This window comes from Clostridium sp. LIBA-8841 (assembly GCF_034439435.1).
GTDB lineage: Bacteria > Bacillota > Clostridia > Clostridiales > Clostridiaceae > Sarcina.
This window is the reverse complement of sequence record NZ_JAPCKJ010000007.1, coordinates 138,130-163,549: the sequence shown is the minus strand read 5'-3', so window position 1 is coordinate 163,549 and position 25,420 is coordinate 138,130. Positions and strand designations below refer to the sequence as shown.

Genomic DNA, 25,420 nt, shown 5'->3' with positions numbered 1-25,420 from the left:
TTGTTTTTCTTTGTAAAATAATACGTAAAATATAAAAAAACACTCGTTTTTTGTAAAACAAGTGTTTTTCTATTGTGGACTTTATATATATTTTAAAGAAATCATTTAACTATTTTAATTCTGGCCAGAAACCTTTATTAGCTTCTATTAAATCATCTAATATTTCTTTAGCAACTGTCGCACTTGGTACAGTTTTTGATAAAGTTAAAGCTTGCCATAATTTTTGATATGAATGTTCAGCCCAAGCTTCTACAACTAACTTTTCAACAGCTACTTGTTGTTCCATTAATCCCTTTTGGAATCTTGGAATATCTCCAATAACTAATGGTTCTGGTCCATTTGATCCAACTATACATGGTATTTCAACCATTGCAGTTTTATCAAAGTTTTCTATAGCTCCGTTATTTTCAACTATTAATAACATTCTTTCTTGAGTGTTAAATGCTATAGCTCTTGCTAAATCAACAATGTATGAAGCATGTTCATCAATGTGTAATCCTGATCCTTCAGCAGTACCATTTTCAGCAACTTTTCTACATTCTCCAAATACAAATTTTTCTCTTCCATCCATAACTTCATTTGCTCTAGTATATTCTTTGTCTGAATGGTTTACTACATAGTCTTGGAATAAGTAGTATTTTAAATAAGTATTTGGTAAGTGAGTTGGATCTACTGCTAGGATATCTTTAGCCTTAGCAAAAGTATCATTCCAACTTGCTTCTGAATGTTGGTTTTCATCTATATCAACAATATAACCATGTTTAGCCACATGTTCTTTTAATCTTGGCATTAAATCATTACCTTCTTTATCTCTGATGCTTGACCACCATCCGAAGTGATTTAATCCATAGTATTTAACTATCATATCTTTTCTTGATTCTAATCCTAAGATTTGAGCCATATGAGTTTCTATACCTATTGGCATATCACATATATTTAAAACTTTTGAATTTGGTTTTAATTTTCTTGTAGCTTCAGCAACTATAGCTGCTGGATTTGAATAGTTAAGCATCCATGCATTTGGTGAATATTTTTCCATGTAATCAATTATTTCTAATATTCCACCTATTGATCTCATACCATAAGCTATTCCTCCTGGTCCACAAGTTTCTTGTCCAACTACACCATGTCTTAGTGGAATTTTTTCATCTAATTCTCTCATAGCGTATTTACCAACTCTTATGTGGGCCATTACGAAATCTATATCAGTAAATGCTTCTTCTGGATCTATTGTTGCTAAGAACTCAATTTCTGGAGCTCTTTCTCTTAATAATATTTCACAAGCTTTTGCTATTGTTTCTTGTCTTGCAGCATCATTATCATAGAATTTAATCTTTCTTATTGGGAATTTGTCTAAGTTATCTAATAACATTAAAACTATTCCTGGAGTAAATGTACTTCCGCCACCTGCTATAACTATTGAAAATTTCTTCATAAAAATCTCCTCCTAAACTATACCCTTTATTTATTTCAAAATTTGTTAGTTCGTTTCTATGAGTTAATGATAACAAAGCTTTTTTCTATATACAACGTTTTCACACCCTTTAGGGAATAGTATCACATATACGAACATCCTCTCATTTGATGTGAAATTTCACAGGTCAATTAATAACTCTCGCAATTAGCTTATATTCTGGCTTTAGCTAGTGTTTTATATAATGAAAACTCCTCTTTTATAAATTTACATATTTTATTTTCACATGTCGCATAATTCATATAAAAACTTAATAAGCATACAATATAATTCTAACCCCTCATAAACCTCATCATAATTTTTATCTATTCTCTCTAAATCACCACTACAAACTGGAACCTTTTTCTCTTTATCTAAACCTATAAAAAATTTACTAACTTCTTCTTTTTCTAGTCTCTCTTTAATTTTATATAAATACTCCTCTGAATTCTCTAAAGAAATTATTATCATACAATCATCATCCCTTATTAAGCTTAAAACAGCATTAATTTCATCGCCTTTGTAGAAATCAAAAACATATTTTCCTAAGGCTGTAAAAGCTCTTTTTAACTCTTGTCCTAGTATTGTTGAACTTATTCCTTTTCCATAGATAAATATCCTATTACTTCTATTTATTTTTTCAATGAAATCTCCACAAGCTCCCTCTTCTATAAGTTCAAGTATTAATGCATTTTTAATCCTATTATCTTCTATTGTTTTTCTTAGTAAAGTTATATTTTCCATACAAATCATCTCCATATCTTATAATTTTATCTATAAAAAATTTCAGGGCTGTACCGTTTAATGTACAACCCTTACTTAATATAAATATTTTTAATTACTTATTAGTTTGAGTTAATAGACCTTCAAACTCCTCTCTAACACTTGGAACAGAAAGTCCAACTATAACCTGAATAGCCTTTCCTTTTTTAACCAAGCCATGTGCTCCAGCAGCTTTAAACACTGATTGATCCTGAACTTTATCTGGATCTTTAACAGAAATTCTTAATCTAGTAGCACAGTTAGTAACATCAACTATATTTTCACTACCACCTAAAGCTTCTAAGAATAATGCTGCTTTGCTTGATTCCTTTACTTCATCAGATTTCTTATTCTTATAATCAGCCTTGGTATATAACTTAGTTTCTTCATTATCATCTTCTCTACCTGGAGTTTTAAAGTTAAACTTAATTATTAGGAATCTAAATACAAAGAAATATATTCCTGTAAATATAAGCCCAATAATTATTTGAGTTATATAAGTATCAGCATGATATTTAAATAATGGTATCCAGTTTAATGCTACCCATTCTATAAGCCCACTTCCAAAGTTTCCAACAACCCCAAAGGCATAAGAAACCGCTGAAAGCGTTGCTGCCAATAATGAATGTACTAAAAATAAAGCCGGTGCTATAAATAAGAATGTAAATTCTAAAGGTTCTGTAATTCCTGCAACGACCGCTGTAAGTGTGGCTGGTATTAAAAGCCCTGCAACAAGCTTTTTCTTACTTGGCTTAGCAGTAAAATAAAGTGCTAATGCTATCCCTAAAGATCCAAATACCTTTGATAAACCATGAAGTGCAAATCCTCCTGCCGGGAACATTTCTTTTAAGCTTTGTGCAGAAGTAGCAAACTCACCTAAATGTGTTGCCCAATAAACATTTATTCCACCGTTAACTACAGCTGAGTCAAATATAAAAGGTGAATAAATAAAATGATGTAATCCTGTTGGTATTAAAAATCTTTCAAGGAATGTATAAACCCATACCCCTATAACTCCTGATGAAGTCAAGAATCCTTGCATTGAAGCAATTATTCCCTGTATTTTTGGCCAAATAAATGCCATTAAGAATGCAACAGGTATCATAACGAAAAATGCTATCATAACTACAAAGGAAGACCCTTTAAAAGTTCCTAGGAATTCAGGTAGTTTAACATCAAAGAACTTATCATGTAAATAAACAACTATACCTGCTATTAATATTGAACCAACCATACCAGTATCTAAAGTCTTTATTCCAGCTATTAAAGTTAAACCAGAACCGCCTCCTACTTCTTGTAAAAAATCGACCCCGAAAGTTGGTCCCCACATTGTAAGAATGGCATTTAGAAAATAATTAAAAGTTAAGTAAACAACCAAAGCCTCCATACATGCACGTGCCTGTTGTTTCTTAGCAAGACCAATAGGTAACCCAATAACAAACAATAGTGGTAACTGTCTAAAAACAGTCCATGCTCCCTCTTCTAACAATGTCCAAACCTGAACCCAAGTACTTCCCTCAGCTGCTATGCTTCCCATAATTTCTGGATTCTTAAACAAGATTGCTAATCCAACCATTATACCTGAGAAAGCAAACAACAGTACTGGCGTAAACATTGCGCCACCAAATCTTTGAATTTTTTGCATCATAAACCCTTATACCCCCAATTTCATATATACATTTTTTCCCTTAAATATTTCTGTAAGAGAATAATATCAATTTCCAAAAACGTTTTCAATGAAATTAGGTTCTTTAGGGACTTTTCTACCTTTATTGTTATTAGTAACATTTACTGTGAATTTTCCCACTATTAAATTTGTTAAAAAGGTATAGGATTCTAGTCTTCTTTTAATCAAATCATAATTTTAAAATATTAATTCAATAAAAATAAATGAGGTTATAACATACTAAAAACATAAATAATACGTTTTTATCCATATGATATAACCTCATAAAGCATATCAAATATTAGAGCACAACTTAAATAAAACTAAACCTCTTTTCTATTTAAGTACATATATCCAAAAGAAATTGATGCTATAATAGGCGCTACTGCAACTAAAAAATCTATTATGATCTCAAACATAAAAACTTCCCTTCTTTTATTTAATCTAATATTTTATTTGATATGCTTATGTTCTATATTTATTAATTTGTATCTTCCTTTTCTAGATCATTTTTATACATTGAATATTTCAAGAATATCATCTCTGCAAGAGTAAAGAATAATGCTGTTGATTCATATTCCTTTCCTCCCCCTAAATCATGCATTGATGTATTTATGTATAAATTCTCATCACTTAATCTAGCTAAGGCATTATTCTTCAATTTTGTTATAGATATTATAGGAACATTTCTTAACTTAAATTGCTTAGCTAAAGCTTTTATATGATTTGATTCTCCAGTTAATGATATTAAAATTATTAAATCTTCATCACTTATTGTATTTAAAATCATATCGGCCTCTGCTTCTCCTTGTATATTATATATACACTCTTGGCCTGATAAAAATATTCTTTTTAATTCAGCTGCAACTGCTGACTGTACGGCCCCAGTTCCATAAACAAATATTCTTTTAGCATTGTACATAAGACTACAGACACTAGAAAAATCTTTTTCTTGCATATCATTTATAAATTTTGTTATATCGTTACAAACAACCTTTAAATAATCTTGCTCTTCAACTTCTTTATCTTCACTTTCCCATTTTAAATATATTTTAAGTTCACTATATCCTTTTAATGAAAGTTTCTGCGCAAATCTTAAAACTGTTGTTCTAGACACATTACATCTATTTGCTAACTCATCAATGGTTAGATTACAACAATCCTTTTTATGATTGAACACATATTTCCAAATATGCAAATCACTATGATTTAATTTATCATAATGTTTATTTACAAGCTCTTCTAATCTCATACCAGCCCTCCAAATAATACGAATAACTTAAATGTCATACTTTATAAAATCCGTTTATATATGAATAAATTTTAGCTTTTTTTAATTAATTTACAATAAAATTACTTCTTGTTTTAATAATACCATAGATTTACTATTTTTGAACTACTCTACATTAATGCATTACTTATTTCATTAACTAAAATAAAATTATTTAACCAAACATTTTATTCTATAAAATTCTTTTAAATACCTGTTGATTTTTTAATAATACCATATTTTAAATCAGTATTAATTTTTAGATAGAACTGCATGGCCATCTTAATTATTATTTAATAAAAAAACACCATGGGAACCTTCTCCCCATGATGTTTTTAGGTATTTGAGTTAATTGTATGCTTGTGTTATAGAAGTTGTTCAAACTCTTCTCTTACTTGAGAAACAGATAATCCTATTATTACTTGAATAGCCTTTCCATTTCTAACAACTCCAAGAGCCCCAGCAGCTTTAAATGCTGCATCTGAGGCTAATTTACTTTCATCTTTTACACTTAAACGTAAACGAGTTGCACAGTTTGTAACATCTACTATGTTATCTTTTCCTCCTAAAGCTTCTAAAATCGCTTCAGCTTTTTGAGCTGTTTTACTTTTTCCTGATTTGTTTTCATTTCCTGATTCTTCGCCTTTTTTAGCCTTGTAATCAGCCTTAGTGTATAATTTAGTTTCTTCATCATCATCTTCTCTACCTGGAGTCTTAAGATTTAATTTAAGTATGAAGAATTTAAATACAAAGAAGTATATTGCTGTGAAACTTAAGCCTATAGCTATTTGAATTAAATATGTTTGCCAATGGTTATGAGCTAGAGGTATCCAGTTTTGAGCTGCCCATTCAATTATTCCTCCACCAAAGTTACCTGATACTCCAAAAGCATATTCTGTAGCTGCTAAAGTAGCTGCTAATATTGAGTGAATAACGAATAATATTGGTGCAACGAATAAGAAAGTAAACTCTAGTGGCTCTGTGATACCAGCTAATATGGCTGTTAATGTGGCTGGTATTAATAAACCTGCAACGATTTTCTTTTTATTAGGCTTAGCTGTTACATATAATGCTAAGGCTATACCTACAGAACCAAATATTTTAGAATGACCATGTAAAGCAAATCCACCAGCTGGGAATAATTCTGTTAAACTTTGAGATGACATAGCATATTGAGCTAAATGTTGAGGCCAATAAGTGGCTATTCCACCTTCTACAACGGCTGGTCCAAATATAAATGGTCCATATATAAAATGATGTAATCCTGTTGGTATTAATATACGTTCTAGGAATGTGTATATCCAAACTCCTACTATTCCTGATGAAGCTAGGAACCCTTGTAATGAATTAATTCCATTTTGAACTGCTGGCCATACTAAACAAATAATAAATGCTGTTGGAATCATTACGAAGAATCCTATCATAACTACGAAAGATGATCCTCTGAATATTCCTAAGTACTCTGGTAATTCTGTATCAAAGAAACGATTATGTAGCCAAACAGCTATACCAGCTATTAGGATTGCTCCTATCATACCAGTATCAAATGTTTTAATACCAGCTATGGTTGTTAATCCACTTACTCCACCAACCTCTTGTGAGAAGTCAACTCCGAAGAATCCACCCCATTGAGTTAGCATTGAATTAACAAAGTAGTTAAAAGTTAAATATGTAACTAAAGCTTCCATACATGCTCTTGCTTGAGCCTTTTTAGCTAATGCTATTGGTAAACCAACAACGAATAGTAATGGAAGTTGTCTAAATACTGTCCATCCACCTTCTTCAATAAGTGTCCAAATTTGATACCATAAAGTACCTTGGTTTGCAATTGGTCCTACTATGTCCGGATTTTTGAATAGAATACATAGTCCTACTGTTATACCTGCAAAAGCAAATAGTAAAACTGGTGTAAACATTGCAGCTCCAAAACGTTGAATTTTTTGCATCATCCTTTACCACCTCATTTTATAAATCCTATTATTACCCTTAACTTAAATATTCTAAGAAACCCATAATACTTAAGTTATATTTATAAGTCCAAGTACAGTTCATAATTTATTTATTGAAATGAACTTTTCTTGTACGATTTGTTAATTAAATAATAGCAATCAATGATAACATTTACAATAATATTCACTCACTCTGTTCCTAGTTTCATCATCATGTAACTTTTTCCCAAAAGCCGTGAAATTTCACAGCTATATTATATTGACGAAACTAGCTCTTATCTATAGATTATTACTATATGGTGTAATTTTAAAAGGTAAGGAGAAAATTTTATGATAGGTTCATTAGCTGCAATTTTAACAACAGCATCCTTTATTCCTCAAGCAATAAAGGTAATAAAAACTAAAGATACCTCAGGTATATCTCTTATAATGTATTCAATGTTCACAATAGGTGTTTTTCTTTGGATTATACATGGCTTTATAATAAATGATTTAGCTGTTATATTAGCTAATTCTTGTACTTTTATATTTGCCGTAATAATATTATTCTTTAAGATTAAATATAAAGATGGTGTTACTAAAGAAAATATAGTCAATTAATTTACTGTAATAAGTTTAAAATAGCATTTTTAATATAATATTTAACTTACCCAGTTTTTTAATTAATTCTTTAACCACTTAAAACGCGCTCAGAATACATTAATATTTATACCAATTTAAATATTAATATAAAAGGTTTGTATAAAGTATGATTATTTTGAAATCTTACTTTAATACAAACCTTTTTAAGTTAATTTCCCATATTTAATTTTGCTCTAATCTTTAAATAATTTAAATTTCCAAGAGTTTATTGTCTTTCTAGCCTGTCCGATAGTTAATGATAATTCGTCAAATACAAAGCCATCTTTTTCTTTCAATATCTCCATGAGATGTCCGATACGCGGTAATCTTAAATTTACTTTTCTTATAGTATCTTTTTGATCAAACACTTCCTTAGGACTTCCCTTTAATATCACTTTTCCCTCTTTCATTACAAAGACATTATCACAGTATAATGGAACAATATCTATATCATGAGTTGCTATTATTATGGTTATGCCAAGTTCCTTTTGCATTTCAATTAATAACTTCATTATCTCTGAAACACCCATTGGATCCAAACCAGCTGTTGGTTCATCTAGTATTAAAACCTTAGGTTCCATAACTAGTACTCCTGCAATTGCTACTCTTTTCTTTTGCCCAAAGCTTAAACAGTGAGTTGGTTTCTCCTTTAAATGCTCTATTCCTGTTCTTTTTAATGCCTTATTAACTCTTTCTCTTACCGCTTCAGTTGGAAGCTTCATATTAACAGCTCCGAAAGAAACATCCTGATACACACTAGCTGAAAAAAGCTGATTATCAGGGTCCTGAAAAACAATTCCTATAGATTCTCTAAGCTTCATGATTCCCTTCCTAGAATAATCAATAGGTTTATTCTCAAAAAGTATCCTTCCTGAAGAAGGCTTTAATATACCATTAAGATTTTGGAATAATGTTGATTTTCCTACACCATTTCCTCCTAATATAGCCGTTACTTCCCCTCTTTTTATATTCATATCTATACCCTTTAGAGCATGAGTTCCATCTGAATAATTATAATTAAGATCCTCTACTTTTAATATATAGTCTTCCATAAAATCCTCCTACTCTACTTTGTAAATATAGTTATTCCTATAAAAATCATATTAATAATTATAGCTAAAATATAAATATAGTTTCTTCTTTGAACTTCTTCTTCTAATACCTTAAGCTCTCCATTATATCCTCTAGATTCTAATGCAGTATATAAATCATTAGCTCTCTTAAATGAGCGTATAAACAGTGTTGATGCAAGAGCTCCTAAAGATTTATATGATGTCCTTATGTCTCTATACCCTAACCTAGATTTTTGAGATATAAACATCATTTCTGAAGTTTCTAAGATTATAAATATAAACCTATATACTAAGCTTATTAATTCTATTAAAAAGCTTGGTATTTTAAGCTTTGATAATACTGATATCACATCTATCATTGGTGTAGTTAAAGATATAAAATATAAGCAACTTAAAGATCCCATTACTTTTAGGAACATATTAACACCTTGAAAAATCCCCTCTTTAGAAACTCCGATCCATCCATTAAAGAACCTAAAGGATATTAAAAGATTTTCCTTATTCATAGAATAATTTATAACTATTGTTAGAATGCTAATTATTAAAAAAGCTATTGGTATCATCATTAACTTAATAAAAACATTTATTTTGGTCTTTCCTAATTTAGTTATTAAAAAAGTCATAAGACCTATTACAAGCATAGAAACAATAAAATTATTTGCCCATAAGCAAACACATAAAGTAATTAGAGCAAAAAATATCTTTTCTGCAGGATTGATATTTTTTAGTTTTGATGAATAAGCATATTTATCAATATTTATCATTTACTTCTTCATTCACTTTCTTTTTCCCCTTTAGATATCCTAGTCCAAACCCAATTACTCCTGCACCTATAGCTGCTTGAAGAGCAAATAATAGACTTTCTATCTCTCCACTTGCAGGTTCAAATATTGGTGAGAACCAAGGCTCGTAATTTTCATCTATTTGTGTTATTGCTTCTTCTGCTTGATCATCAGATCCACCGAACTCACCATTCTTAGCCACAAAGAAAGGTATGATTGTAATAAATACAACTAATAAAATTAATATCACATTAGTTAATGCTCTCTTATTTTTCATTATTTTACCTCCTCTGAAAGAATGTTAAGTTCCATTAAATCATCTTTTGCATAATTTTCTATAGTATTAAATATTATAACTGTTAATATTCCCTCACTTATAGCTAAAGGAATTTGAGTAATAGCAAATATACCCATGAATTTCATAACCGATGCCATAATTCCACCAACTTCTGCTGGGAAAGCTAGTCCTAATTGAATTGAAGTTACCATGTATGTTGCTAAGTCACCAAGGGCAGCTGCCAAAAATACTCCTAACCATGTTGGTCCATTAAGTTTTTTTACTAATTTATAAAGTCCATATGATACTAAAGGTCCAACAACAGCCATTGAAAAAGTATTAGCTCCAAGAGTTGTAAGTCCCCCATGTGCTAAAAGTAAAGCTTGGAATAAAAGAACAATAAGTCCTAAGACTGATGCTGCTGTAGGTCCGAATAATATTGCCGCAAGACCAACCCCCGTAGGGTGTGAACAACTACCAGTAACTGATGGAAGTTTCAAAGCTGAAAGAACAAAGGCATAAGCTCCTGCCATAGCTAATAGTATTTTTAATCTTGGATTATTCCCTACTTTTTTCTTAATAGAAAATACACCTAAAACCACAAAAGGTATTGTTATAACACCCCATGCTATACACCATTTGGGTTGCAAAAATCCCTCCATAATATGCATAGCTGAAACACTTTTTGGTATTAATAAGAACATTAACAAAAATCCTATAAATACTTGATTCTTTTTTGACATAATAATTCTACTCCTTAAATTATATTTTTATTTTGTATATCCACTTCATAAAATAGATTTTCTTTATTTCTTAGGTCTTAAAGTCTCTTTTAAATCTGTTAGTCTTTCCTATTTTCCCTCTGAGATTGTCCAAATTAAAATCAAATGCATTTTGCTTAAATTTAGGTTGACTCTAAGCTAACTTTAATCCTAAAAATAAAAACCTCTAGACATTGAGTCAAGAGGTTATAAAAATTCTAAAAAAATATAACTTACCAAAGCACAACACCTCCTATTTCCCGTAGGATCTGATGTTTTAAAAACAGGCAGGTCTTCTGGCTCAAGTATCAGCACCTTTTGTAACCTTCCCAAAATCTTATGTTTCAGTGGCTTACAATACAAAAAGCTCCTCTATTACAGCGGCGGGACCGCGTGGGATTCAAACCCAACTTCCCTTTTAATAAATAAATTTACTTAAATAACTATTTAACCTATTTTTAAATATTTAATTTTACATTCTATTAACATTATATATTATCTAGAATTGATTTACAATTAAACTATATTTAATAAATCATTATTAAAGCTAAACAATAAGCTTTTTAACTTAATATAAAAAGGATATAAAAATAAAAAGGGACTATCTTTGACGATACATTACTCTAATCTCAATATTAATCTTTTTAATGATTAATATTACAAAATTAGTTTAATATATCTTCATAGTCCCTTAAACTTAAAAATTTAATTTTATTCTAATAAATTACCTTAATTTAATATTCTATGATTTATGAAGCTTATTTCATATTCATCAACGACTCCATCTTTGTTTAAATCAAAAGAAGCATTCTCACTTCCATAGTTTTTAGAAACTATTGCTAAGTCACCTATGTCAATCTTTCCATTACTATTGAAGTCTCCTGTACTTTCCTCAATTATTAAAGAGTTGAATCTTTCTATTGCATTATTTAAAGCTTCTTTAGCTGAATTGATTTCTTCTTGAGTGACTTCTTCATTATTGAATATCTCTTCAGCCTTATTTATTTCACTTACTAAAGTATCTTTAGCCCCTTTATGATATTCACCAACTTCAAAACCTTCTACAGCCTCTTCTACTAAAGCTTTACCTTGGTTAATTAAAGCTTCTAAATCTGCTTTATCAACTTCTGGAGTCTCTTTAACTAAAGCTTTTATTGAAGCATCTAAATCAGATACTATTTGATTTATTTGCTCTTGAGTATAATCTGCTCTATTTTCATTAGCTTCATTAGCAAGGGCTAGTTTTTCACTGAATACAGCCCAAGACTCTGCTGTATACTCATCTTCTACTAAAGAATTTCCTAAAGCTAATACTTCATCAAAGGCTTCAAAATCAGTTGCTCTAAGAACTAACCCTTCTTCTGCCTTATTTAAATTATCTAAAGCCTTATCTATTTTCTTTTGAGAAGAATTAGAATTATCTAAAATAACTTTTGCATTGTCTAAAGCTTCTTTTAAGGCTTCATAACTGCTTAAAGTATATTCATCTCCACTTAAATCAATAAGCTCATCATACTTCACTTTTAATGCATCATTAACTGGGAATTCAAACTCTTGATTTAAAGTTATTATTTCATAAATATTTGGTGCCACATCTGTCCACTCAATCTTTATTTCATAAATGTTACTATAATCACGATTTATAAATTCATTTAAGCTATTACCTAATGTGCCTAATTGAACCCACTCATCAGTTACAGATTCGCTTCCATCACCAACTCTAGCCATAACCTTAGCATTTGAAATTGAGCTTCCATCTTGAACTATAGTAACCTTTCTAACATCAGTTTTTTCTGATAGACGATAAGTTATGCTACCTTCAGTTATCTCTCCATTATTAGTATTAGGTTTATATGAGCTAGTTAAATCTCCATCTCTTAAATTATTTGGAGTAAATCCTCTTTCTTCAATTGGATTTGAAACATAAGTTGGGTCATTTACTGTAGGAATATACTCCCCATTATTTATCATAAGCTCGTTTATAACAGTCCAACGATGTTTGTATGGAGCAGTAAATAATATTCTTACATATCTAGCTTTTTGATTTAAATTAGATCCTTCAACATATGCACTATCTATTGGAATAATTCCACCAGATTGATTTCCATGCTTATAACCATTTTCTAATGGTTTAGCATATATGTCATCTACACCATTTTCTATTCCATCCCCAATAGTAATAGCATCTGTCCAAGTTTCACCGTCTAAAGATAATTGAATTTTACCATCTCTTACGTGGTCAACTTCAGTATCTAATACAACATATTTTAAATTGTCTACTTGGATTTCTTGTCCTAAATCATAAACTATAGTATCGCCAAATTTAGGAGCTCCATTAAACTTAACGCTAGTTTTCAAGTCTCCATCTACAGCTTTTTTAGCTCCAGTATCACCAACATAAGCCTCAACTAATGATGGCTCATAAACCTCAGTTGAATTAACCTCAAATTTAGTTAAATTAAAGCTAGCAGTTTCATTTCCTGTATTTATTAATCTTACATATCTTCCATCCTCTAAAGTGTTAGTATCTGTTATCTCTGTCCATTCAACACCATTCATAGAGCTTTGAAGTTTTAAGCCTGTATCATTTGAAACCTCAAGGTTAATATTACTTAAATCCTTAATACGATCTAATTTAACACCAATATATTCCCCTGAATTTAAGCTTATATTATCTACTGGCATTAACTTAGTTACATCTTCCTTAGCTAAAGATAATAAATCTAGCTCTGTATTGGTATAAACATTCTCTCTGTTTCCTGTACTTTCTAATTCTTCACTCTTTATTCCGAACTCTGAGAAAGTAAGCCACTTATTGATGTTTTCCATATTAGTAAGTCTTACATATCTAGCTGAAATAGGAGCTTCAAAGGATTCTTCTATGACATCCTTACCAGCTGGAGCACCAGTCTTATTATACTCCTTAATAGTTGTCCAATTTTCATTGTCTAGTGAATATTCAAGTTTAAACTTATTCCACTTATCGGCACTTCCTCCACCATTTTTTCCTATTACGAATCTGATTCCATCAAGCTTAAGTTCTTTTCCTAAATCTAGACCTATAAACTCTCCTGCTAAAGATGTATCTCCATTAGCTGTTTTATACCAAACACCAGTATTATCATCACCATCTAAAAGACTTGATTCATTTCCCTCATAGACTTTCCAAGATTCACTTCTTATGAGACTTGGATTAAACTCTACACCTGAGTCTGAATCTTCTTTTTTATTTACGTTAATATCTCTAATACCTAACCAAGTATTACTTCTTGCCTCTGTAGCTATTAAACGAACTCCTCTAACTTTTAAGTCTAGGTTTTCTACCTTTACAGCTTTAGGCATTGTATATTCAACACCCTCTTCTAAATCAATCCACTCTTTTCCATCAATAGTGTATTGAATTTTAGCTTTTTGCATTGTATCATTTGGGTTTGAATTAGCTCCCATTAAGAACTCAACATTATTTAAAGTTATAGGATTACTATACTTAACCCCTACATAAGTTCCAACATCTACTCTGTTCGGATTCTTATATACTATTTCTGTACTAGCATTATTATCAAAAATATTATCTGGATTTCCTGCTGGTGCATCCTGTCTATTACTTATATAAGTTGCTATTATCTTATTTGGATCAACAATTGAGCCTATAACAGCTGATAGGTTCTGTCCCATATGCTTTATAAATGGAACAATATGTTGAACTCCAACCTCTGCATATTCAGTATGGTCTACATAATGGAACCCATATGTTTTTGATTTTTCAAAGGCAGTCTGAGCTTCTGAATAATTAACCCAAGCAGCCTCATCATCACCATCTTCTACTGCAATTGCTGATTTTAAATATCCAATAGCTGCATCCATAGTATCTTCCCAACAATTTAACCAATGTATTATTTGATCTCTTGTTCTCTCATTACCCGGATTATTCTTATAGTAATCTGCAGCCTTTTGAAGGTTTGTAAACTCTTCTATTAAATCTAATGCCTCTTCTTTAATACTTAATCCACTATCATATTTTTCTTTGAATGCCTCTAGTTTAGGTGCTAACTCAACAGACTCTTGTAGTGGCTTAACTCTTCCATCCATATTTTGATTTATCATGTGCTTACTAATTTCTCTTAAAGCCAGTGAAGAGTTTGTCTCCTCAGCAGTTCCATGGTCCATATACTTAAATGAATCATGCCAATTTTGATCTGCCTCATCTTTATTGTCCCATATATTCCAAGCATAATCTGCTACTGCAAATAAAGCTGATTTATTAGCCTCTGCCTGTTGCATTGGATTTAAAACTATACCATCAATCTTACTTGGGTCAACGCCTGGGTGTAAGAATGTATCATTTCCTCCCATTATTAAGTGTTGCTTTGAGTTATCTGAACAAGGCCAGTTAATCCAGAAGAAAGGTGCTCTTCCAGGGTTCCCCTCTGTAGCTATGTTATTCATGAAGTTATTTGCAAAGTTCTCATCTACTTCTCCCCAAATTTTACCTCCAGTCATAACAATACTTACATTATCTTCAGCCTTATTTAATTCCTTTAATTGAGTTGAACTTCCATTACCATAATAATCTGAAGGACAGAACATTAAATCAGTTTTTAAATCTGGATAATCAGCCTGTTGCTCTTCTAACCATCTTGTTAAATCCGTAAGAAGTTTAACATACATACTAGCTCCTTGAGCTGGTGCTGCAGCATCATCAGCCAATATAGCAAATTGTCTAACATCGTTTTCTAAAAGCTGAGTAAATTTTTCCTTTATTACTCCTAAGTCAGTTTGATAGTTTTCCTCTGTATCAAATCTAACTGGATTACTCATAAATGGGTGTAAAGCATATACATATCTATTTTTAGTTTCATTACCAACCTGAGCTAACTTTTTAATTTCTGATAACTTTTCTTCTGGATATAATTCTCTCCATTTACTGTTATGATAAGGATCATCTTTAGGAGCAAACACATATTGGTTTAACTTATAATCTCCTCCAAACTTCATAAGCTCTGCTCTATCCTCATTTGACCAAGGGTTTCCATAATAACCTTCTATAAAACCTCTATGAGCAACTTCTGCATAGTCATCTGCTCTGAAATTTTGAATCATTTTATCGTCTTCTATTTGATTAAATACGTGTTTTAAAGTAGTAACTCCATAGAAAGCACTGTCTGGATCTTCCCCAATTACACTAATTACTCCATCATCAACACTTACTATATGTGAATCCATTTTCTCATCAAAAAAGCTTTCTTCATGAGGCACATTCTCGTTAAAATAATTATCAACAAATCCTCCAGATTCATTAATACCTACTAATAAGTTTGTCTTTCCTGGTACTATTTCACCTGAAATAGTAGCTTCTAAATTGCTAGATTCTAAAACCTCATTAACACGATTTTTAGTGTAAATATCAATTCCTTCATCATATACGATATTTACTTCATCACTTAATTGAAATTCTCCCCCACTATAATTAATTTCTTGCGGCTTTGGATAAATTTCATAAAAATTTTTGCTTGTACCATCCGTTGCAAAAACTACTAAGTTAGATGGTAAAACACTAATTGTCATAGCAGCTAAAGCTGTAGATGCAACAATTTTTCGAATGCTTTTCTTCATAAATCTTCCCCCTTATACTTATTACAAATTAATCATTTTGTTTCATAATTTCCCATTTTATACTCATATTGTAATTGATTTCACTAAAAGAGTACATGTATTTTATTTACTTCTTATGTCTATTACTGATTTATTTACAAAAAAATAGGGCTGTATCAAAACTCAATAATACAACCCAATTTAAATTAAGTTTGTTTTCACTTAATTTAAAATATAAATCTATTTATTTTTCTTACTTAAAGCTTTATTTATTTTCTCTATCTTTTTTTTTTCAATAAAATAAAAGATACTCCAAATGGCAATAAATATAACTATACTCATTATCACTGTACCTAAGTTTATTGAAAACCATCCAGCATAAGAACCAACAAATAAATATACTACTATTCCTATAATAAAATGTATTGATATTTTCCCAAGCATACTAAGATTATCTAAAACATAAATTGCAGATAATCCAACTGGAACTCCTCCTGCTAGGCATGAAGCTAAAAATTGTTTAAATAGAATATCGAAATCAACACTAATAGTTCCTATATGCTTTAAAATTATGAGAAATATGATTTGGTTTACTAAAACTCCAAAGGCTGCTCCAACAAAAAATCTCTTTATAAATTGACATATAAAATTCTTCATACTACTTTCCTCCTATATTTAAATAATTTTTTATATTTTTTAAATATCTTCTAGAGACATATTCTTTTTTTCCATTATTAAAATTAACGACTAAATTTCCATTGAACATCTGTTCAAAATTTAATACCTTATCCATATTTATAATTACTCCTTTAGACGCTCTTATCATTGATGTTCCTTTTAATCTTTCTTCCAATTCTAAAAGTGTATGTTTAACAAAAAAGGATTCCTTTTCTGTAAGTAATAAGACCTTTCTTGATTCTGTATAAAAACAATAAACATCCTTTATGTCAATAAGATATATCTTTGAATTATTATAAGCTGTTATCTTCTCTAATTTATCTTCTTCTAAAATGTTCATAACTTCAGAAACCTTTCTATCAAGCTTAGGTGCTCTTATTGTTACAAATATCTCTTTTAATTTACTATCTATGTCTAAGCTTATCTTCATTACTTCTCAGCCCCTTTTATTTTTCTTTTCTACTAACAGTATATAGTCTTCCAATATTCCCTTAAACAGATTTTGACTATGTGGTTACTTTTCATGTCTAAGTGGCATATATGCATAACTTAAATATTTCTAAAGAATCTTTTCTTTTTCTTTAGAAATATTTATAGGAAATTTAAGGTCTTTGTAACTACGATGTCACTCTCTTCCTCTATTTAATTGTTAAAATTTTGTGTATAATCAATATTATAGTAAGATTTTAGGGGGGATTGTAGTGAAAAAAAGAAACATCCGTACTTTAGATGCTTTGGTTTACTTCTTATTTGTTTTAATGACTATGGTTACACTATTCATAATATATAAAGATGTTCCAAGTAGAAGTGCTCTTACATTTGTTACTGCTTATGCTATACTTGCAATACTAATTCCTTTTTATATATTAATAAGAGTGTTATTTACAGTAAAGCAATTTACTTTCGAAGAAGTAAAAAAAGAAGGGTTTAAATTTGTAATATTCTTTATATGTATTATGATGCTTGGATTAATAGGTAATTTTATTCTACCATTACCTGATTTAAGACTTAGCAAAATATTACCTTCATCACTTGCTTTTGCTTTTGGAATAACATGCTTTGATATAGCATTTTCAAAAAGAACAAAGTAAAAAGAGTTAGGCAATTTACCTAACTCTTTTTTGTTAACCAATTTTCTTTAACTATTAATTTAAATATACTTCTCATTTATTTTATCTAACTATAAACGTTTAATCCCTCAATAGCACTAGTAGTCTTAATTTTCTTTTCAACAGCTTCGCTAAACATCTCTTTAATTACCTCTGTGTACAATAAATCTAGTAAAAATATTTGAGGTATTTTTGAAGAAATAGATCCAGTTTCAAAAATTGTTTCAGCTGATGTATATGTAAGTTCATAATCAGCTAATTTTCTTAATGGATTATCACTATCTTCAGTTAATGTTATTATGTTAACTCCATTCTCTTTAGCCTGCTTAACTGTTTTTATTACCTCTTTAGTTGTACCTGAGTTTGATATGGCAACTATTACATCATCATTATTCATTATAGGTGACATAATAACCATTGTATGACTATCGGTTATAGGTACTGTAGTAAAACCTATTCTCATAAACTTATAGTTTATATCCATAGCTGCTATACCTGAATATCCGATTCCTATAAAGTAAACTCTTTTAGCATTCATTATTATATTTCTACACTTGCACATTAAGTCTACATCTATATGTTTAACAGTTTGTTCTAATATATTTATAGATGACTTTAACATTTTATTGGCGGTCTCTGTTACCCCTTCATCTCTGTGAACATGTAAGTTTATAATACTTGTGTTCTTCTTATTTGAAAGTTCCTTAGCTAAAGTAACCTTAAAATCTTGGAAACCATTAAATCCAAGCTTTTTTGTAAATCTTGTTATGGTAGCCTCTCCAACTCCAGACTCTTTTGCTATTACGGATATTGATTTATATATAATATTATCTAAGTCTGATTCTATATATTCAATTAATGTCTTTTCGGATTTAGTTGCTTTAAATTTTGGATTTTCTAATTGTTCTAATATCCCCATAAAATACCTCTTAATACTTTAATATTTTGGCTATGTTTTAAACTAATGTTGATTTTAGCTAGTTGTTAAGAGCTATCTAAAAATCATCACTAACTTAAAACAGAGCTAATATCTTATATTTTAAGTATATCATTCCTACCAATAAAATTACAAAGAAAGCCTATTTAATTAAATTTTGATTTAAAATTATAAAAAGCTCCTTTCATTCCAGCGGTATTTTTAAGTTGTGCAAAAGCTATATTAGTATTCTTATAAACTGATTCTATTAAATACTTTCTTAAACTATTCTCAATTAATGGTCTGAAAATTTCTTCTCTAGCCATTATTCCTCCACCTAAAACAACAACCTCAGGATTTATTAAATAAACAATATTTGAAATTCCTAAAGCTAGATTATCAGCTAATTTCTCAACCTCCTCCTTACATATTAAATCTCCATTTCCATAGCTATCTAATACATATCTTCCATCTATACTACTAACATCAATCTCCTTTCTCAAAGCTACATTCTTAACCAAAGCGCTTGCTGATGCGATATTTTGGATATGATCTCCATTAACCATCATATAACCTATTTCCCCAGCAGAATTACTAAATCCATGAAGTATTTTTCCATCTATGATTAAAGCTCCTCCAATTCCAGTTCCTATTGTTAAACAAGCCATTGAATTAGTACCTTTAGCCGCTCCACCAAAGAATTCTCCTAATGCTGCACAGTTTACATCATTTTCTACTGAGCAAGGTAAGTTAAATTCCTCTTCTAGAATCCTCTTAATCTCAACTCCAGTATAATTAGGTATTGTTGGACCAGCATAAACAATCTTTCCTTCCTTTGGACATACCATCCCTGCGGTTGAAATACATATTCCTTTTAAATCATTATTGATTTGAAGGCTTTTAACTATGTCCTTAACCTTATCTATTATACTTAATCCTCCTTTATACGCTTCTGTATCTCTACTATTTGTTTCTAATAATGTTCCTTCTTCATTTATAATTCCATACTTTATGCTAGTTCCACCTATATCTATAGCTACAAATAACTTCATACTTATCACCTCTACAAAAATTTATACCTTCTAGAAATTATTATAAACAACAAGGTTGCATCAAGATTAACTTAAAATAAAACTTATAAATCTCTTTCTATAATAACTTTTTTATTAAGACTTATAAGATTTATTATTTTAAGTTTCGATACAACCTCATAAAATAAACATACTATAAAATTACTTTATAAATAGCCTTTTTAACATCTGAAGGCTCATTATCAGCCTTTAAGCAAGTCATGTGTATATCCTCTGGATAACAAATAAGGAAATCTCCCTCTTCTAAAATAACTGATGCATCTGCATCCCCTTCAAAGGATAAGAAATCATCCTTTTCAACAAACTCTTTAAACTCTAAATTTTCTTTAAAGTTAAGATTTATTCTTTCCTTTCCACTGAAAACCACATGAACATCTATATATTTTTTATGACCTTCCCAAAAACGATCCTCTTTATTTTTTGTAGTGTAATTAACTCTATTAAAGAACAGCTCTTCACCTTTTATTTCATGAGTACCTGGATCAAATTCTATTACATTATTATTTTTCGCATGTAATAAAGCTTCTTTAACAAGCTTTGGTAGATAATCATAACTTTCTAAATTTATTAAATTGCCGAATATCATTTCATTCACCTCTAAATTAATCTTTTATAAATATAACTTTCAAATCATACCATACTTAAATAAAAAACTATATTTAATATTTCTAAATTCATATTATAAATTTTCATATAAATCAATTAATTTGCTTACATATTTTTTATTGTCTTCTAAATCTATTTCATATTTTAATTTAGGAGTTTCTTTTTTAAAATAAAACTTATAAATATTATTAGCTAAATCTTCTCCTAATTCATTTAAAGCGTCCTGTGAATAATGCACTTCATCAATTAAAAGTTCTCTTTCTCTAAATGATAATCCTAGATTTGAAGCTACAATTAAGTTTTCACATTCTTCAGATGTGATTATTTGTGTACTTGCAATATTGTGAACCCTCTTATCATCTACACCATCCCAGTAACCCGTAAGACTCAAAAACACATTTTCAACTCCTATATTCTTTAAATCATTTACTAACTGTTTTAACTTTTCTCTATAATATACGGGGTCTGTTCCGTACTTAGCATCACTTTCCCCTTGAATCCAAATAGCATTTTGACTATTTATTGAATATATTTTACTTATTTTTTCAATACCTCTTTTATATTTCTTCAAAGTATTTTCTAAATAATTATATCTGTCATGCCCCCAGTTTTTTATCATAGATCCATCTACTGCACTGTGTATAAAACACACATATCTATTAGTTAATTCATTCCACTTTACTGAGAAACTTTGTGCTATAGTTCCATTTCCTCTAGATACTTCTAAAAATTTTCTCATAGGTATAATTTCATCTAGTTCAATGTATTCAAAACATTTACTATTTGGAGTTACTGCATATTCTGTATTTCCAATTCCGAGAGCATTGCTTTGTCCTATTAATAAAAACACATCAATTAAAGGCTTATTCATTTTAAACTCGCTCCTTTTAACCTTATTAATGCATAGTTTATAAAAACATATAATTTTAAAGTAGTGCTGAACTTTAAATAGTTTATAAAAACATTTTAAAGTCAACACTTACCTTAATTAACCATTCATATTCTTTATTTTACACTATCCATTTGCAACTTCATTTTTATCATAGTATATTGTTGCTTCATCTATAGTCTTTTGATCAACTAATTGTGATTGAGTCATCATTGAAACTATCATTCCAACTATAACTGAAACACCTATTGATATGATTGAATATGACCATATGCTTACGTCGAATCCGCCGTATTTACATACTACAACAGCTATTGCTGATGCTATAAAACCAGCATATGCACCTGCTTTTGTAGCCTTCTTGAAGAATATTCCTAATACGAATATTCCAGCTAAAACTCCAAGAACAAGTCCCATAAATCCATTAAACCACTCATAAGCTGAGTTTACTCCACCATTTGCAAGTATTACAGCCATTACGATTGAAGCTATACCAACTCCTAAAGATATATATTGAGCAACTTTTGTTTGTTTTTCCATTGACATATCTTTTGTTATAAAGTTTTGAATATCTAAAGTCCAGCTTGTTGCAACTGAGTTTAATCCAGTTGAAAGTGTTGATTGTGCTGCTGCATATATAGCTGCAAGAACTATACCTGTTATACCTACTGGTAATTGGAATGCTATATATGATGCAAAAATTTGGTCTTGTTGAGCAGTTTGTAATAATTGTGGATTTTGATTATAGAAAACATATAAAGCTGTTCCTATTAAATAGAATATAGTTGCTACAAATAATGATAAAACTAAGTTACCATAAGTCATTTTCTTTAATTGTTTTATATCTGTAGTTGTAGTAAACCTTTGCACTATATCCTGACTTGAAATATATGATGAGAAAGTATTTAATCCTCCTCCAACTATTAATAAGAATACACTTGTCTTAAATATATTCGCATTAAATATCGGCTCTGTTGAAGCTAGGAATTTTCCGCCCTCAGTTAACTCACCCATGATAGCTCCAAATCCACCATTTATTGTTGAAATTAAGAATATTAATGAGAAAATAATACCTGCTATAAGTACACATCCTTGAATAAAGTCTGTCCATAATACTGACTTTAATCCACCTGTATATGAATAAATTATTGCTATTACGCCCATTGCTACGATAAGTAAATAAACATTTATGCCTGTAAGATTTGCTAATACCATTGATGGTAAATACATTATGATTGCCATACGTCCTATTTGATAAATGATGAACATTATAGCTCCAAGAATTCTAAGTCCTTTATCTTTATATCTTATTTCTAGATATTCATAAGCTGTATCTATATCTAGTCTACTATAAACTGGTAAGAAATATCTTATTGTAAGAGGTACTGCTATGAACATACCAAGTTGAGCAAACCACATTATCCAAGTTCCTTTGTAAGAGTTACCAGCTAATGATAAGAATGAAATTGGACTTAATAAAGTTGCAAATATAGAAACTGAAGTAACCCACCAAGGAATAGTTCCGTCACCTCTGAAGAACTCTTTTCCTTTCATTTCTTTCTTAGAAAACTTTAATCCTGCGTAAAGCACAGCTCCTAAGTAAAGAACTAGAACAACCAAATCAAATTTCGTAAATCCTTGCATACCAATTCTCCCCTTCTAATTTTTTTGTGTAGACTAACTTTAAAAAGTTAGTCTACATTTAATATCCTTAAAAATATTTTTTATTAATTTCTTTAGCTTTTTGAATCATTTCTTCAGTAGCTTCTTTCATAGGTTGTCTACAATATCCAGCGTCAACACCTTGTTCTTGAAGCATTAACTTAATTGTTTGGTAAAGACCATTGTTTAAGATATCAGTTATTAAATCATTAGTTACATGTTGAACTTCTAAAGCTGTTTGAATATCACCCTTTTGAGCAGCCTCAAATATTTGTCTTGCTCTAACACCATTTACGTTGAATGTTGATCCTATAGCTCCATCAACTCCAAGTACTGTAGCTGGTAACATCATTTCATCAAATCCAGCAAAGATTAATTTGTCTGGGAATGCTTTTCTCATACGTTCTAATAAGTAGAAGTCTGCTGCTGTGAACTTAACTCCTATAATCTTATCGTTTTCAAAAAGCTCAGCAAATTGATCTATTGACATATTTACTCCTGTTAAGAATGGAATTGAATAAATTATAAGTTTATTATCAACAGAATTTATTATTGTTTCATAATAGTGTTTTATTTCATTAAAATCGAATTTATAGTAGAATGGTGTAACTGCTGATATTGCATCATATCCTAAATCTGTAGTAAACTTAGCTAACTCTACAGCTTCTTTTAAATTAACTGATCCAACTTGAGCTATTAATTTAACTTGTCCTTTTGCTTCATCCATAGCAATTTCAAATATTCTTTTCTTTTCATCAGTTGCAAGCATGAAGTTCTCTCCAGTACTTCCTCCTACATAAAGACCATCTACTTTACATACATCAATATTGTGTCTAATTATTTCTCTTAATCCCTTTTCATTGATGTTTCCATCCTTATCAAATGAAACTAATAATGCTGAATAAATACCTTTCATTGTTCTTCTCCTCCCAAAATCCTTTAAATATTTAATTTATTTTAAAATATCAGTAAATCTCTTAGTTATTTGTTGTGGTCTTGTTATTGCTCCTCCAACCACCGCTGAATATGCACCTAAATCAAATGCCTTCTTTAGTTCTTCTGGAGTGTTTATCCTTCCCTCGCAAATAACTGGGATTTTTACCGTTTTTACTAACTCTTCTAAAAGTTCAAAGTCAACACTGTTGCTTTGCTTAGAATATGGTGTATATCCTGAAAGTGTTGTTGATATACAATCAAATCCTATCTTTTCTGCCTCAATACCTTCTTCTAAAGTTGATACATCAGCCATAGCCAACTTTCCTTTTGCATGGATAGCATCAACTAAATCCTTTACATTTTCGTTATTAGGTCTTCTTCTCTTTGTAGCATCTAATGCTATCATTTCACAACCTGTTTCTAGAAGCTCGTCCACTTCTTTTCTAGTTGGCGTTATATAAATTTCTGAATCATCGTAATTTCTCTTTATTATTCCAATGATAGGAAGCTTTGTAACCTCTTTTATTTCATTGATATCACTAACACCTTGTGACCTTATTGCTACTGCTCCACCTTCCTTAGCCGCGATTGCCATTCTTCCCATAATAAAAGAACTATGCAAAGGTTCATCTGCTAAAGCTTGGCAAGAAACTATTAAATTCCCTTTTACCCCATCTAACATTCTATCACCTTTTTCTGAAAATTATTTTCTTTATGTTTTTATTGTAATCCTTTTCTAATAAAAATTCAATACTTTTTGAAAATATTTTTCTATTTTATGGTTGTTTATTTTTCTTTTCTTGTGGAAAACCCTTATTTTTAGCCATTCTAATTCATATTTTTTTCATTTTTATACCCTTTAATTTATTTTTGAAAATTAATTTCAAAATAAAAAGAACTAAACTTTCGCTTAGTTCCTAACTTTGAATGGAATTTACCACTTTTCTTCTAATATCTCTTGCTTTTTTATTTGATACTCTAACTCACTTAACACTCCATCATCTCTTAGCTTTTTTAATTTTCTAAGCTTTTCATCAAAGTTATATTTTTCTTCGATTTTTTCCGCTTTAAAGCCATTAATACTGTCTAAATCATTTTCTGAGTTAAACTCAATAACCTCTGTTGCTACTCCTTTGTCACTAAATACATTCATTCCATGAGTAACAGTTATTACTATTGCAATAACAGTCCATACTATACCAAAAGCTCCCATTTGAGATATAGTGGTAATACCTATAAACACAAATATTAAACCAACTATTAATCCAAGTACAGACTGACTTTTACTAGGTTTTACTCTAATCTTTTTCTTCATAAATCCTCCTAT

General features: G+C 29.9%; 22 protein-coding genes and 1 riboswitch. Of the genes, 2 read left to right on the top strand and 20 right to left on the bottom strand.

Annotated features, from left to right (window positions below; genetic code table 11):
• Nucleotides 1-109 precede the first annotated feature (109 nt).
• The 5 genes from OIF33_RS16175 to OIF33_RS16155 form a co-directional block, all read right to left on the bottom strand.
• On the bottom strand, nt 110-1,435 hold the full coding sequence (locus OIF33_RS16175; RefSeq protein ID WP_322505271.1) for a 6-phospho-alpha-glucosidase: 1,326 nt from the start codon (nt 1,433-1,435) through the stop codon (nt 110-112).
• A 261-nt stretch (nt 1,436-1,696) separates the two neighbouring features.
• Nucleotides 1,697-2,197 carry an SIS domain-containing protein gene (locus OIF33_RS16170; RefSeq protein ID WP_322505270.1) on the bottom strand — a complete coding sequence of 167 codons (501 nt, stop codon included), beginning with the start codon at nt 2,195-2,197 and terminating at the stop codon, nt 1,697-1,699.
• Nucleotides 2,198-2,291: 94 nt separating this feature from the next.
• A complete protein-coding gene (locus OIF33_RS16165; RefSeq protein ID WP_322505269.1) occupies nt 2,292-3,863 on the bottom strand; it encodes an alpha-glucoside-specific PTS transporter subunit IIBC in 1,572 nt (523 codons plus the stop codon).
• A 499-nt stretch (nt 3,864-4,362) separates the two neighbouring features.
• Nucleotides 4,363-5,133 carry a MurR/RpiR family transcriptional regulator gene (locus tag OIF33_RS16160; RefSeq protein ID WP_322505268.1) on the bottom strand — a complete coding sequence of 257 codons (771 nt, stop codon included), beginning with the start codon at nt 5,131-5,133 and terminating at the stop codon, nt 4,363-4,365.
• Between the two features lie 383 nt (nt 5,134-5,516).
• Entirely contained in the window at nt 5,517-7,100 is a 1,584-nt protein-coding gene (locus tag OIF33_RS16155) for an alpha-glucoside-specific PTS transporter subunit IIBC (RefSeq protein ID WP_322505267.1), read from the bottom strand.
• A 330-nt stretch (nt 7,101-7,430) separates the two neighbouring features.
• On the opposite strand from OIF33_RS16155, the gene OIF33_RS16150 reads away from it, so the two are divergent.
• Complete coding sequence (locus OIF33_RS16150) at nt 7,431-7,700, top strand: SemiSWEET transporter (protein ID WP_322505266.1); 270 nt, start codon at nt 7,431-7,433, stop codon at nt 7,698-7,700.
• 215 nt (nt 7,701-7,915) lie between these two features.
• On the opposite strand, the gene OIF33_RS16145 is transcribed toward OIF33_RS16150, so the two are convergent.
• The 7 genes from OIF33_RS16145 to OIF33_RS16115 all read right to left on the bottom strand — a co-directional run bounded on the left by OIF33_RS16145 (nt 7,916) and on the right by OIF33_RS16115 (nt 17,314).
• Nucleotides 7,916-8,773, bottom strand: a complete 858-nt coding sequence (locus tag OIF33_RS16145) for an ATP-binding cassette domain-containing protein (RefSeq protein ID WP_322505265.1) — start codon at nt 8,771-8,773, stop codon at nt 7,916-7,918.
• Between the two features lie 14 nt (nt 8,774-8,787).
• Complete coding sequence (gene cbiQ / locus OIF33_RS16140; protein WP_322505264.1) at nt 8,788-9,558, bottom strand: cobalt ECF transporter T component CbiQ; 771 nt, start codon at nt 9,556-9,558, stop codon at nt 8,788-8,790.
• Entirely contained in the window at nt 9,545-9,853 is a 309-nt protein-coding gene (locus OIF33_RS16135; RefSeq protein ID WP_322505263.1) for an energy-coupling factor ABC transporter substrate-binding protein, read from the bottom strand. The genes cbiQ and OIF33_RS16135 overlap by 14 nt, the downstream gene beginning before the upstream one ends.
• Nucleotides 9,853-10,596 (bottom strand): energy-coupling factor ABC transporter permease, encoded by a 744-nt coding sequence (locus OIF33_RS16130; RefSeq protein WP_322505262.1) that lies wholly within the window; start codon nt 10,594-10,596, stop codon nt 9,853-9,855. Before OIF33_RS16130 ends, OIF33_RS16135 begins: the two co-directional genes overlap by 1 nt.
• A 286-nt stretch (nt 10,597-10,882) precedes the next feature.
• A riboswitch (cobalamin riboswitch) is annotated at nt 10,883-11,085 on the bottom strand.
• A 258-nt stretch (nt 11,086-11,343) separates the two neighbouring features.
• Complete coding sequence (nagH, locus tag OIF33_RS16125; protein WP_322505261.1) at nt 11,344-16,227, bottom strand: hyaluronoglucosaminidase; 4,884 nt, start codon at nt 16,225-16,227, stop codon at nt 11,344-11,346.
• Nucleotides 16,228-16,446: 219 nt separating this feature from the next.
• Complete coding sequence (locus OIF33_RS16120; RefSeq protein WP_322505260.1) at nt 16,447-16,863, bottom strand: DUF3021 family protein; 417 nt, start codon at nt 16,861-16,863, stop codon at nt 16,447-16,449.
• A gap of 1 nt (nt 16,864) precedes the next feature.
• Nucleotides 16,865-17,314: a LytTR family DNA-binding domain-containing protein gene (locus tag OIF33_RS16115; protein ID WP_322505259.1), complete on the bottom strand. Its 450-nt coding sequence runs from the start codon at nt 17,312-17,314 to the stop codon at nt 16,865-16,867.
• A gap of 271 nt (nt 17,315-17,585) precedes the next feature.
• Between OIF33_RS16115 and OIF33_RS16110 the strand changes: the two genes are divergently transcribed.
• Complete coding sequence (locus OIF33_RS16110; RefSeq protein WP_322505258.1) at nt 17,586-17,975, top strand: hypothetical protein; 390 nt, start codon at nt 17,586-17,588, stop codon at nt 17,973-17,975.
• Nucleotides 17,976-18,060: 85 nt separating this feature from the next.
• On the opposite strand, the gene OIF33_RS16105 is transcribed toward OIF33_RS16110, so the two are convergent.
• From OIF33_RS16105 to OIF33_RS16070, 8 genes are all read right to left on the bottom strand, one after another.
• Nucleotides 18,061-18,912 (bottom strand): MurR/RpiR family transcriptional regulator, encoded by an 852-nt coding sequence (locus OIF33_RS16105; RefSeq protein WP_322505257.1) that lies wholly within the window; start codon nt 18,910-18,912, stop codon nt 18,061-18,063.
• Between the two features lie 164 nt (nt 18,913-19,076).
• Nucleotides 19,077-19,961, bottom strand: coding sequence for an ROK family protein (locus OIF33_RS16100; RefSeq protein WP_322505256.1), 885 nt, complete (start codon nt 19,959-19,961; stop codon nt 19,077-19,079).
• Nucleotides 19,962-20,133: 172 nt separating this feature from the next.
• Complete coding sequence (locus OIF33_RS16095; RefSeq protein WP_322505255.1) at nt 20,134-20,586, bottom strand: YhcH/YjgK/YiaL family protein; 453 nt, start codon at nt 20,584-20,586, stop codon at nt 20,134-20,136.
• Between the two features lie 93 nt (nt 20,587-20,679).
• On the bottom strand, nt 20,680-21,477 hold the full coding sequence (locus tag OIF33_RS16090; protein WP_322505254.1) for a sialate O-acetylesterase: 798 nt from the start codon (nt 21,475-21,477) through the stop codon (nt 20,680-20,682).
• A gap of 144 nt (nt 21,478-21,621) precedes the next feature.
• Nucleotides 21,622-23,139, bottom strand: a complete 1,518-nt coding sequence (locus OIF33_RS16085) for a sodium:solute symporter (RefSeq protein WP_322505253.1) — start codon at nt 23,137-23,139, stop codon at nt 21,622-21,624.
• Between the two features lie 67 nt (nt 23,140-23,206).
• Entirely contained in the window at nt 23,207-24,073 is an 867-nt protein-coding gene (locus OIF33_RS16080) for an N-acetylneuraminate lyase (protein ID WP_322505252.1), read from the bottom strand.
• 36 nt (nt 24,074-24,109) lie between these two features.
• Nucleotides 24,110-24,775: an N-acetylmannosamine-6-phosphate 2-epimerase gene (locus tag OIF33_RS16075; RefSeq protein WP_322505251.1), complete on the bottom strand. Its 666-nt coding sequence runs from the start codon at nt 24,773-24,775 to the stop codon at nt 24,110-24,112.
• A 252-nt stretch (nt 24,776-25,027) separates the two neighbouring features.
• Complete coding sequence (locus OIF33_RS16070; protein ID WP_322505250.1) at nt 25,028-25,408, bottom strand: SHOCT domain-containing protein; 381 nt, start codon at nt 25,406-25,408, stop codon at nt 25,028-25,030.
• Nucleotides 25,409-25,420 lie beyond the last annotated feature (12 nt).